At 43.6% G+C, this 11,300-nt stretch carries 8 protein-coding genes; 4 read left to right on the top strand and 4 right to left on the bottom strand.

The genetic code is table 11. The features are described from left to right. Window positions 1-90: 90 nt before the first annotated feature. Window positions 91-987, top strand: a complete 897-nt coding sequence (locus JCM15548_RS13315) for an N-acetylmuramoyl-L-alanine amidase-like domain-containing protein (protein WP_062126293.1) — start codon at window positions 91-93, stop codon at window positions 985-987. A gap of 91 nt (window positions 988-1,078) precedes the next feature. On the opposite strand, the gene JCM15548_RS13320 is transcribed toward JCM15548_RS13315, so the two are convergent. The 4 genes from JCM15548_RS13320 to JCM15548_RS13335 all read right to left on the bottom strand — a co-directional run bounded on the left by JCM15548_RS13320 (window position 1,079) and on the right by JCM15548_RS13335 (window position 5,811). Continuing rightward, entirely contained in the window at window positions 1,079-1,843 is a 765-nt protein-coding gene (locus tag JCM15548_RS13320) for a LytR/AlgR family response regulator transcription factor (protein ID WP_062126296.1), read from the bottom strand. A 10-nt stretch (window positions 1,844-1,853) separates the two neighbouring features. Then, on the bottom strand, window positions 1,854-3,950 hold the full coding sequence (locus JCM15548_RS13325; RefSeq protein ID WP_083985143.1) for a PAS domain S-box protein: 2,097 nt from the start codon (window positions 3,948-3,950) through the stop codon (window positions 1,854-1,856). A gap of 129 nt (window positions 3,951-4,079) precedes the next feature. Beyond that, window positions 4,080-5,165 (bottom strand): alpha/beta fold hydrolase, encoded by a 1,086-nt coding sequence (locus tag JCM15548_RS13330; protein WP_162198245.1) that lies wholly within the window; start codon window positions 5,163-5,165, stop codon window positions 4,080-4,082. Between the two features lie 58 nt (window positions 5,166-5,223). Next, complete coding sequence (locus JCM15548_RS13335) at window positions 5,224-5,811, bottom strand: outer membrane beta-barrel protein (protein ID WP_062126305.1); 588 nt, start codon at window positions 5,809-5,811, stop codon at window positions 5,224-5,226. A gap of 262 nt (window positions 5,812-6,073) precedes the next feature. On the opposite strand from JCM15548_RS13335, the gene JCM15548_RS13340 reads away from it, so the two are divergent. From JCM15548_RS13340 to JCM15548_RS13350, 3 genes are all read left to right on the top strand, one after another. After that, a complete protein-coding gene (locus JCM15548_RS13340; protein WP_157482757.1) occupies window positions 6,074-9,118 on the top strand; it encodes an ATP-binding protein in 3,045 nt (1,014 codons plus the stop codon). Window positions 9,119-9,188: 70 nt separating this feature from the next. Beyond that, complete coding sequence (locus tag JCM15548_RS13345; protein WP_062126311.1) at window positions 9,189-10,280, top strand: mechanosensitive ion channel family protein; 1,092 nt, start codon at window positions 9,189-9,191, stop codon at window positions 10,278-10,280. 148 nt (window positions 10,281-10,428) lie between these two features. Then, on the top strand, window positions 10,429-11,268 hold the full coding sequence (locus JCM15548_RS13350) for a restriction endonuclease (RefSeq protein ID WP_062126314.1): 840 nt from the start codon (window positions 10,429-10,431) through the stop codon (window positions 11,266-11,268). Window positions 11,269-11,300: the final 32 nt, after the last annotated feature.

The following is an 11,300-nucleotide window of genomic DNA, read 5'->3' on the forward strand; positions in this document are numbered from 1 at the left end:
AGATGGGGTAGAAAGGGATGATTGGGTCGATGGGGTGGTAGGGACAGGAAAAATGTTGTAAATTAGCTGAAACGTTTATTATTCTGTGTTATGAGCCGATGGATTTTATTGCTTCCACTGATGATTGTGGTTTCCTGCCAGGGAAGGGCTTCTTCCAACGAGGAGAATGTGGAGGGCCCGACACTGCAACAGGGTCAATTTGTGGCTACGGCATCTGATTCTCTGTTTTATGATGAGGTGATGAAGGAGGTGTTGACGCCGATGGACACTGCTGTGGCCCTTAATGAACGCATTATAGCAACGGCAAAGGCTTTTGTGGGAACCCCCTACGTGGCTGCCACACTTGAGCGGGAAGGAGCGGAGGAATTGGTGGTCAATCTCAGGAATGTGGATTGCACCACTTTTGTAGAGTATGTCCTGGCCATGGTTCAGGTGTCCCTGGATGGAGGGACTGATTTTGGCCGGATGGCTTATGAACTGCAGCGCTTGCGCTATCGTGACGGGGTGGTGAAGGGTTATCCCTCGCGTCTGCATTATTTTACGGACTGGCTAAAAAACAATGAGCGTCGGGGTTTTTTGACCCTCATCAGCGATAGCATAGGAAACGCTTCCATGGATATGGGGCTTGATTTTATGTCGGCCCACCCCGGATTTTACCCGCAGTTGGAGAAAAATCCCGCCTTGGTGGAAAAAATAAGATTGCATGAAGAAGATCTGGCCAACACTGAAATGGCCTACATCACCAAGGACAGCATCCAGGATAGGGAGCATCTGATTGTGGATGGGGATATCATCGCCTTTGTCACCACCATTGAGGGCCTGGATGTATCGCACACCGGCTTTGCCTGTTTTCAAGGGGAGCGCTTATATCTTTTGCACGCCTCCACCCGCACCAATCTGGTCGAGATTTCTCCTGTCCCCCTCAGCCAATACCTGCAGAATATGGCCACCGTTTCCGGTATCCTGGTGGCTCGCCCCCATTTTTAAATGGAATGGCCGTTGACACTCCCTTCAAATCCTGTCTGTTCCGGGTAGTTTTGAGAAGGTCCGCTTTTGTATTTTCGGTCGAAAGAATGATTTACCTATTTATCCACTTCTTGAATTTGGCAGATCGGTCGATACTTACAATGGTATCAAACTCATTATCTGCTTTGGGATGTAACTCAAGTTTTACACGTCCACGTGAATAGCTTATCATTTGCGAAATGGATGTAATGTTGATGACATATTTGCGGTTGATTCTCAGGAATGAATCGGGGTTTAGTAGCTCTTCCAACTTATCCAATGTGAAATCGATGTTATAGGTGCTGCCCGTGCTTGTGCGAAGGTAAACGCCTTTATCCATTACAAAGAAATAGGCAATTTCTTTTACCTCAACCATCTTAATCTTTGGACCAACCGAAATGGACAAACGCTCCCGGTATTTTTTTTCATTGGTGGTTAGCAGATTGTAAAGCGATTGCAGGTCGATGGATTTAGGATGCAAACCGCTAAATTGTTCGTACTTTTTTAATGCAGCAGCCAGTTCCTCGTGAACAATGGGTTTTAAAAGGTAGTCAATGCTTTTAAGCTTAAAAGCCTTTATGGCATATTCATCAAATGCAGTTGTAAAGATTACCGGGCTTGAAATGTTTACTTGATCGAATATGGCAAAACTGAGATCATCCTCAAGATGAATATCGAGAAAAATTAGATCGGGTTCAGGATTCGATTTGAACCATTTTACCGATTCGGCTACCGATTCTAACTCTGCCAGAATTTTTATCTCCGGGTTAAAATCCTGAATCATCTTTTTCAATCGCAAGGCGGCAAAGGCCTCGTCTTCTATTATTACGACATGCATGGTATCTATATTATTCTGTTTCAATTTTATTCGGATTGAGTAAAGGCAGCCGGGCAATAAACTGTTCAGAGGTTTGGGTAAATTCGGGACTTTGATCCGATACCAGGGCATACCTGCGGTGAATATTTTCCAAACCAACTCCAGTTGATACAAATTTTGTTTCCCGTACATTCAGGTTGTTAATGATGTTCAATTGCTGATGGTTATCAACAAAAATTTCGATATTTAAAGGTTGCGCCCTGGAAAACGTATTGTGCTTAATCGCATTCTCAATAATTAGCTGAATAGCAATGGGTAGTATCTGGTAATCGTGGTAGACTTTGTCGATTTTGATATTGATTTTCAGCTTCTTCATAAACCTAATATCCAGCAGAAATAAATAGGCATATAGAAATTCCAGTTCGGTGCTTAGGCTAACCAGATCCTTCTCTTTATTCTCCAATACGTAGCGATAAACTTTCGAGAGCCTTTCTGTGAAAGACTCTGCCAGGTCGGGATCAATTTTTATAAGGGAAGTAAGTACATTCAAACTGTTGAAAAGAAAATGTGGATTAACCTGCTGTTTCAGTACTTCGAATTGAGATTGCAGGTTTTCTTTCTGAACTTTCAGGAGTTGCGTGTTGGCCTCAGTTAGTTGCTTAGTGCGCTCGGCAACGCTTTTCTCCAGCGTATTGTTTATACGCTCCAATTCTTTTTTGGCTTTAATAAGTTTTTCTTCCTGTTTTTTTCTTTCTGATATATCCACAATAATTCCCCTTCGGCCAACAGTCTCTCCATTTCGTACAATGGGATTGCCAAAAACCATAACTGGACAAAGTGATCCGTCTATTTTTATGGCGGTGAACTCTCCTGGTTCAGTGTCAATACCGTGAGCCGACTTTTTGAAATTCTCAATAATTCTTGGTCGGTCCTCAGGAATAAAACAATCAAGCGCGGATTGCCTCCTGTTGGTATCATTTGGCAAAGAACCAAAAAAAGCATCACCTGCCTTGTTGCTCAGCACAACCTCGCCTTGCAGGTTTAGCTCAAAAACGGGCTGTGGCAACAAATTCAATAAGTCCTGGTATTTTTTTTCGCTATCCTTCGCATCCATTTCGGCCTCTTTCCGCCGGGAAATGTCAATGATAATCCCGTCTAAAAATCTTAAGTCTTCACCTTCATCGTAAATGCCTTTTCCGTTCTCGTTGACCCAAACTTCCTGACCATTTTTATGAATGATTCTGTACTCAAACTCGTAATGTCTTTTTTCCATGGAAGCTTGCAGAATCCGATGCCTGCAAAATTCCTGATCGTCAGGGTGAATAATGGAAGCAAAGGTCAGCTGGTCATTTCCAATGAAATCGGAAGCATGATAACCGGTAATGTCATAAATCTTTTCACTGATATACTTCATTGTGTAATGGTCATCCAAATAGCAACGATAGGCGGCACCTGCCAGATTTGTCAGGATGCTGTTAAGCTGCTCACGGCTTTCTTTTAGTTGTCCGGTAATGATTTCGCGCTTTTTTATTTCATCTTCAAGATGTTTATTAAGTCTTTTCTCTTGCTCTAAAAGTTGTTTGGCATATCTGTTCTTTTCCTCTTCCATCCTAATCTGCGCCTCGTATATGATACGATTCTTTTCAGATCTTACTTTTTCCTTGGTGCTGTCATTGAAATAGATCCAAGCTTCAAGTATTGACATAAAGAAGGCATTCACAACACAATAAATCAGCATGTTGTTAAATAGAACATTCTGCAAGCCTTGTGGATAGCTGTTGACCCAATGGGCAAAGGTTGTAAGGATCGACGAAACGGCGGTAGCAATTATAAGCATTGCTGTAAACTGAAGCACTGCCCTTTTTAGTACACCCTTACTCCATTGGAGGCTTTTATTAAGATGTTGTATCACGAAAAGATCGGGGTACGCAATAGCGAATCCCGCAATCATGCTATAAAAAACGCCTCTGACTATTCTTAAAACAAGCGCGTCAAAGCCGTGGAGTTCGTGATATCCGCTAAAATGATTATAGGTTATAATAACCAACTGTAACACCAAAGCCATCCCCAGCACAAGTTTAAATAGCCGGTTGAAAGGAATAAGCTGGTGTATTTGCCGTAAAGTCATTTCAGAGAATTTAGTGAACGATTTAATAAAAGTACTCAAGCTTATTCATAAAGAAAAAAAAATTTCATTGGGGGCAAATAAAAGGAAGCTGAAAGTGTTTTTTGCAGGACTGAATTTGAAACAAAAGCTTTATTTTTCCGGGTCTGTCAGATTGCTACATCCCCGTAAAACATCCTTTTCCAGGATCTCCATAAATCTCTCGGGTTCTTCAAAAAGCGGACCATGAGCTGAATTCTCGAAGGTGTAAAATCCTTTCACCGGAGCATTCAGTTGATTATAGTAATCTTTGGCCAGATTGATATTAACCGTTAAATCATGCTTGCCGCATAGGAAGTATATGGGAAGGTCGATTTTGGGAAAAGTCGCTGGAAAATCGGTGTTTAGGGTTTCGGTTTTCAGGTTTGTTCTAGGAAGAAAGAAAATCTTGGATTTCCAGATCTTGTATTTCTCTCCTAAGCTATAAGCCCTGCAGGTCCAAACTGGTAAAAAGATATCCTTGAAAACCGACTTCATGTTTCGCATAGTACCAATTCCCAGCTCGTGCATGAGATTGTCGCGGGTAGCCGAGTTGTAAAAGGAGATTAAATCGGATTCCGATCGCAAATCCCTGTACTTTTTTAACTTTTTAATGGATGGCCGGTCGTTCAGTTCAGTCAACCGGGTTAGCATATAATCGTAGGCAATTCTTTCCGATCTACGCTGCCTGGTCAATTGTCCCATGGCCATGTAGGCATGAAAAAGTTCAGGAGCTTTCGATATGGCTGGTAAAGCAATGGTGGTTCCCCCCGACCATGCCATGATGTAAATTTTATCCTTTTTGAATTGCTCTCGCAGGTAGTTGCTTACTTCAATGGCATCTAAGGTGAGTTGTTCAAGAGTTATACTTTCAATACTTGTACTTGGTGTGTAAGAGAGCCCACCACCCCTCTGTTCCCAGTAACAGACGGTGAAATAATTCTCAAGTCCGGGTTTGAATTTTTCAAAAAGGAAGTAATTTGGAAAACCTGGCCCACCATGCAAGAAAAGTAGCACAGGGTAATTTATGTTTTTACTACGAATAAACATTCCTTGCTCAACTCCGCCTATGGTTACAAATTTTTTCTCGGAAATACTTCCTTTAAGGATATTTCCCATCTCATCTTTGAAGGCTTCGGGTTTACCCGGACTACTCATTGACAGGTCAACTACCAATGTAATGAATACCGCTAAGATCATTAAGAGTGTGTATATTATGAATTTAATCCACATATCGACAGGTGTTTACCTCTACGGTCTAGAATCTTTTGAGAAAACCGATCCTTATGGATAGGTAGTTGTGGTTAAGACTGGTCGTAAGACCTTCCAAATCAAGGTCTCTCGAGAGGTAGTTGAATTTAAAACCAGGTGTAATACTCCAATTGTTGCCGAGCGTGTAATCTATTCCGGCGGCCAATTGAAAACCCAAACCGTGACCGGTATCGCCAATAATGTTACCATCGGAATTCTCAAGCTCGATGTGATTGAATAAGCCTCCGGCTCTTAAATAATAGGATAGAGGCATAGTTCCAAAGGGGTGCTTGAATTGAAGACCAAATACGTAGCCAGTTTCCTCGAAGCACACATCGGAACCTGCAAATGAGTTGTCGGCACCAAATCGATTCCATCCCCAGCCTGCATAAACACCCGTGTGGGGCATAAAACGGTAATGGAAAATCCCCTCCAATCCAAAGCCTGGATTTAATTGGACATCGCCAGGCTGGCTTGTTGACCATGAGGCTCCTGTGCTAAATTCAAAACCAAATCGTTTTTCCCTTTCCTGGGCTATACTGTTTACCGATAATACTGTAAGAAGGGCCAGTGTTAATAATTCTTTTGTTTTCATGGTTGTTGCTGTTTGAAATGATTAATGATTAAATTTCGGATCAAAATTAAGTAGAGGGTGTTTGACAAAAAATATTAAAGTGCTGAAGGTGTCGATGTTCCAAATGAAGGTGTTTTTGATTCAGTTGAAAGTGTTGCTACTTAAGTCTGATACACCTAGCAATAAAGTCACATTTGAAATAATAGGCGTTAAGGGTTGAAAAAGAAGGTCTTTCAAAAAAAAATATTTATCCTAAAATTGCTATCTTGTACAATGTTAATTATTGACGCGAATTTCCTCTATGGACTATCATAACAAAGCGGTTAATCAAGCCTATGTGGCCTTTCTGGAACATATTGAACCTTTGGTGCTTGAATTTTATGGCAGTCGGATAAAAGAGCAGGCAGCTCTGGTTAAGTCGTACCGGCTGCTATACAAAAAGTTGCCAGATGCCGGGACCAGCATCGATGATTTGCTGACCCATGTGGATCAGCAACACGAGTTCCGCAAGAAATTGTTGGCGCTGCTTGACAAGCATCAGAACGAATTCAGTGCGTCGGCCTATGGCGATTTGGTTTTTCACCTAAAAGCCTCCTTTAACAAATGGTTACAGGCTCAGCCTGAAACCATTGAGGTCAGGGAGCCCTACAAAAAATACCTCTTGGGTGTCTTGCGTAACCCCTTTCTTTATCCTCACGCCGCCTTTCTCAATGTTCGTTATGAGGCAAAAGTCTTTTGGCGACACCTCCGGAACAGCATCAGAAAGGTGTTCCGCAAAAAGCCGCTGGATCCGGTGGTGTATCGAACCAGGCAAGTGCCTTTTCAGGCTTTGCTCAGTGATTATTTTCACCAGCGTTATTTATTATCCAGCCACCAGCCCACCACCGATTTACTGAGCAAGAGCAGTCGTCTGCTCATTCAATTGTGGAAAGTAGATGAGAAGCTGGACGCTTATAATCAGGCCATCTTGCAGAATGAAAAAGTTTCAGAGCTGGATACAGAGGCCATTTCTGAAACCATGGAAACCATCCTTCATGGCCAAAAGGAGGCCATGAAGAGCTTTGAAAAAGAGCTTTCAGAATTAGGGCTGGCCTGCTTCAAAGATATAGATGACCAGTTTCCCCTTGTGGATACCCTTTATGTTCCCTTGAGTCGCTACAAGAAAGAGACGGTAGCTAAAAATGCCCATAAAGCAGACGGACTTACGGCACATTTGCTCGATGGCTGGAGCAGATCTTATAAGGCTTTACTCGACGATTGGGCCCTGGATGTAGAGATTACCCTCCTTTATTTTTCGGTGTTTGATGCCTTTCACGATTTACAGGTGAAAATTGACCGCCATATTGAAACCGATCTGAGTCCCTCCTTTCAATCCATTGAGAAGTTCTTGTCGGACAGTCGCCAACGCATTGAAGCCTGCGGTACCACCAAAAAAAGCATCCGTGAGATGCTGATCAAAGAGCGCTCTGAATCCTCCCGGCAACTCATCGATAAAAGCATTGCCAGTCTGGTCGAAAAACTCACCATCTGTTTCACAACGGATTTTGATAAGCTTTTAAACAAAACCAATACACTGGTCGATAAAGTCTCGGAAAAAAGGGTTTATATCAAAGCAGGAAGGTACGATGAAAGTGTAACCGAGGCTGAGGTCGAACAGATTTCTCCCTCTGAATTGCTTCACTTTGAAGCATTGCCGCGCTTTAAAGAGGTGGTGGAACAAATAAAGCAATTTACCGATAAACAACTCGAGGATGCCCGTGCCATGATATTGGGCATGAGTACCGTGTGGGATTTTAGTCTGGAATCGACCCTGCTCATGCTGGACGAACCACAGGGCAGTCCCAAAAAGGCGGTGCATGGCGCCATGGAAGGCGCCGATAGAGCCATTGAACATCTAAAAGAGGCCCGGAATGCCCTGGGGCATATCCGGGAGACCATCCACAGCGACTTCCATCAGGGCATCATTCGTTTCAATGTGGACATTCAGCGACTTAAGAATACCGAAAATATTTTTGAGCTGAACCTGAAGATCGCGCGCATCAAAGCGCTGGAAAAGTCGCGGCAGCTCCGCCAAAAAGGTATTCAGATGGTTAAGAACCTGATTCCGGTGGTGGTGCATACCGGTAAGGGCTTATACATAGATCTACTTCGGATCGTCAAAGATATTAAAGCGCGGGCAGGCTTTGTGGAGAACCAAAAGTACGTCACTTTTGAGTTGTCGGAGTTTATTAACGAGACCCAGGAAGTCCTCAAAAAACTACCTTTCGTCTACCAGCGCTTATTCCAGCTCACGCCCACCGATGAGTCCCGTTTTTTTGTCAACCGGGAAAAGGAGTTGGGGGAGTTGAAGCAATCATTGGTGAACTGGAAAAAAGACCGTTTTATTTCAGTCGCCTTGATTGGCGATAAGGGCAGCGGCGTGACTTCCTTACTCAACTATTTTTTGGCCAACAATGAGGTGGATTTGCGAATTGACCGACAAACATTGAATGAGAAATTAAATACGGAGCAACAGTATCTGGATTTTTTCAGTGCGCTGTTTGAGCAACCCGCTTTCGAAAGCAATCAGGCCATTATTGAATACCTGAATAATAGCAGTGAGAGTCGCCTCGTTATTTTAGAAAATCTGCATCATTTTTATTTGAAGAAGGTGAATGGATTTGACAACCTTCAACGGTTGTTTGAGTTGATGTCCAATACCATGAAGAAAGTGCTGTGGGTAGGCGCCATAACCAAGCACGTCTGGTCCTATCTGGATAAGACCATTCAAATTTCCAACTATTTTACCAACGAGGTGTTTATTTCCTCCTTGTCGCCCGAAGCCCTCGAAGAAATCATTACCCGAAGAAATAAAATCAGCGGCTTCCGGCTTCATTTTATTCCGGAAGCGGAGGTGCTTGATTCCAAGGCTTTTCGTGCCTTGAGTGAACCAGAAAAACAACCCTTTTTGCGTAAAAACCTCTTCAAGAAATTAAGCCTTTTAAGTTTCGGTAATATTAGTCTGGCCCAACTCTACTGGCTGCGCTTAACGCGGGGCGTCAAAGATAATACCATTAATATTGGCTATATAAAGGAAATCGATTTTTCCTTTATTAAGGAGTTGTCGGCCGCTGAGTTGTTTGTGATGCAAGCCATTATTTTGCACGACGGTCTTATTTTGGAAGACTTTGCCCGGGTGATGGATAAAACAGAGGCGGCCAGTAAAAATGTGCTGGTACCCATGTTGGAAAAGGGCTTATTGATAAGACCGCGACAGAAGTACAATATCAACCCCATTATTTTCAACCCTGTGGTCAGTTATCTGCAATCACGCAATTTTTTAGGGTAGGGAAATTCGGGTTTTGTATATGAAGGAATGTGAGTTGTATGCATAAGAAAATCGACCTATTGATATGTTAATGAAGTCATTGTTATTTCTGTTATTGCTCTTCTGTGGCCTTGCCGGCGCCCAGGTCGGGGAAACTGATTACGAAAGGAACCCGCTCATCTGGCACTCTCAGGTCGACACGCTGGGTGTGAAGGCCGTTGAAATGGCTGAGGATTCGGAGGCGGTGGATGCTGCCATTCCTTCACCTGCGGTCATTGAAAAAAACGACAGCCTTGGGGTCAAGGGCGACACGCTGGTGGTCCGATTGGCCGAGGCGGACAGCCAACTTAAGTCCGCCACCAGGCCCACGGTCGATGACATGAGCAATGCTCCCTCGGATGTATTGCAGGTGATTTCTTTTTCCAAAATATTTTGGACGCTCGTCATTTTGCTCATTGCTTATCTCTTTATTCGGCTTTTAATGACCGTTTTGGAGGCCTTTGCAGAAAAAAGCGCCAAAGCCCGGATAACCATTAAGAGTCTGATTCCCGTAGTCCGCATTTTGATATGGTCGTTCATTCTTTTTGCCATTGTTAAAGGCATTTATAATCCGCCCGTCGAAACCTTGCTGGCACTGGGTGCTTCCGTGGCCATAGCGGTGGGACTGGCAGCGCAGGATTTGTTGAGAAACGTGTTTGGTGGTATCATGCTTTTGTTCGACCGCCCTTTTAAAGTGGGGGATAAAATTCAAATTGGCCAGCATTACGGAGAAGTTCTGGAGATTGGATTACGGGCCACGCGACTGGTAACACCGGATGATTCGGTGGTTTCTGTGCCCAATTTGGAGCTGATGAACGCCTCGGTATCCAATGCCAATTCTGGCGAATTGAATTGTCAGGTGGTGGCCGAAATTATCCTTCCCATCGATGTTGACACCCGAAAAGTACGAAAAATTGCCACCGAGGCTGCGCAGGTCTCAAAGTTTATCTATCTTAACAAGCCCATTGTGGTACTCTTTTTTAATGAAATGCACGAGCGGAAATCCTATCTCAAAATGCGCCTCAAAGCCTATGTGATGGATATCCGGTATGAGTTTCAGTTCAAGAGTGACATGACAGAGATTGTGCTGAAGGAATTGCTGGAGCAGGGTTTGATAAATAAGGACGATCTCGGCTATAAATGATAGGTTGGGAGGCGAAGTGCAACGTAGTCCCGCAAGGCGGGATCGTTAGGTTGTTTAAGCAGCTTTTGATATATAGTATTTGAATTTTTGGTGGAGGCTGGACAGTAAAAGGTATATTTGAAATAGAAATAATATTACAGAAAATAAAATGACTGACAGGGTTTTAATTCAAAAGGCTTCCGGAGAGTTGGTGCCTTTTTCTGCCGAAAAATTGGCAGCATCACTTCAAAGAGTGGGGGCCAGTGAGGACCTGATTCAATTGGTGGTAAATGATATCGTTTCGTGGCTGACCGAAGGTGTGCACACGCGAAAAATATATGCCCGGGCCTTTTCCTTGTTGCGAAAATACAAGCGCAGCGCTGCTGCGCGCTACAGCCTTAAAAAGGCGATTATGGAATTGGGGCCATCGGGCTATCCCTTTGAAAATTTTATTGGCGCGGTATTTCAGGCACAAGGCTTCCAGGTGGAAGTGGGGCAAGAAGTCGAAGGCATGTGTGTTAAGCACGAGGTGGATGTCATCGCCACGAATCATCAGCATCAGCACCTGGTGGAATGTAAGTTTTATAATAGTCCCGGTAAATATGCCAGCGTACAGGTGCCACTCTACATCCGTTCACGGGTCAATGATATTGTTATGAAGCGCCAGTCGCAACCCCAATACGATGGTTTTGAGTTTCATGGCTGGGTGGCCACCAATACACGGTTTACAACGGATGCACTAGCTTTTGGTAATTGTAGTGGACTCAATTTGTTAAGCTGGGATTACCCCGAGGGTAAGAGCCTGAAACACATTGTTGAGGAGAAACACCTTTTTCCGGTGACTGCCTTAACCATGCTGACCAAGGCAGAGAAGCAAAAGTTATTGTCCGATGGCATCGTTTTGTGCCGACAGCTGGCCGATAATCCGGATTTGTTGCACCCGCTTCAAATGAATACGGCCAAGCGGAGAAAAGTATTGACAGAGATAAAAGACCTGGGGAATAAATGATGTTTTGTATTTTTTTTTAACCTTTGTCAACC

The sequence above is a fragment of the Geofilum rubicundum JCM 15548 genome (assembly GCF_000974365.1).
Lineage (GTDB): Bacteria > Bacteroidota > Bacteroidia > Bacteroidales > Marinilabiliaceae > Geofilum > Geofilum rubicundum.